Source organism: Pseudomonas sp. HMSC067G02 (genome assembly GCF_001813485.1).
GTDB lineage: Bacteria > Pseudomonadota > Gammaproteobacteria > Pseudomonadales > Pseudomonadaceae > Pseudomonas > Pseudomonas aeruginosa.
Map to the genome: position 1 here is coordinate 1 of NZ_KV812712.1, position 628 is coordinate 628.

Here is a 628-nt window from a genome sequence, read left to right on the forward strand (position 1 = left end):
CGCAGCGCCGTACGCGTTGCAATAGATCGTCCATAGTTCACCCCTTCCAGGATGGCCTCAGGTGGGAATGCCTTCGCGTTTGATCTGCGGGACCGGAATGCTCAGGGCGCGCAATTGCTGGAAGACGTTCATGAATTCGCGGTTGCGCTTGATCTTGCCGTCGTCCAGCTCGAAGGAATGCAGGAAGTGGTTCTCGTAGTAACCCTCGGGATACCCGGGGAAGAGGATCTTGCCGTGGCCGTCGCACTCGACCCAGAAGTGGTTGGGATCGTCGGTCTCGAAGACCTTGATGTTGTACCACTCCCAATCCGGGAAGCATTTCAGCGACCACACCGCGTGCTCGGCCAGCTTGTCCTTGCCACGAATGACGATGGGCGAGCCGGTATCGGTGGTCCATAAACCGCCACAGCCGTCCTCGACGAAAAGTTCATGGCGGCGCAGGCGATCCTGGCCTTTGGTGTTCATATACTTGACCACCGTCTCGCGATTCTTCCTGCGCAACTCCACGGCGTCTTCGAAACCTTGGGGAATAGCATTATCGAGCATCGTCATATCTCCTCTTGAATTGGAATAATCATTAATCAGGTGGGAATGCCGTCACGTTTTATTTGCGGAACGGCTATTCCCA

1 protein-coding gene is annotated in these 628 nt (G+C 55.7%); it reads right to left on the minus strand.

Features of this window, described 5'->3' with window-relative positions; genetic code table 11:
* Window positions 1-57: 57 nt before the first annotated feature.
* Complete coding sequence (phzB, locus tag HMPREF2914_RS24540; protein ID WP_003115119.1) at window positions 58-546, minus strand: phenazine biosynthesis protein PhzB; 489 nt, start codon at window positions 544-546, stop codon at window positions 58-60.
* Window positions 547-628 lie beyond the last annotated feature (82 nt).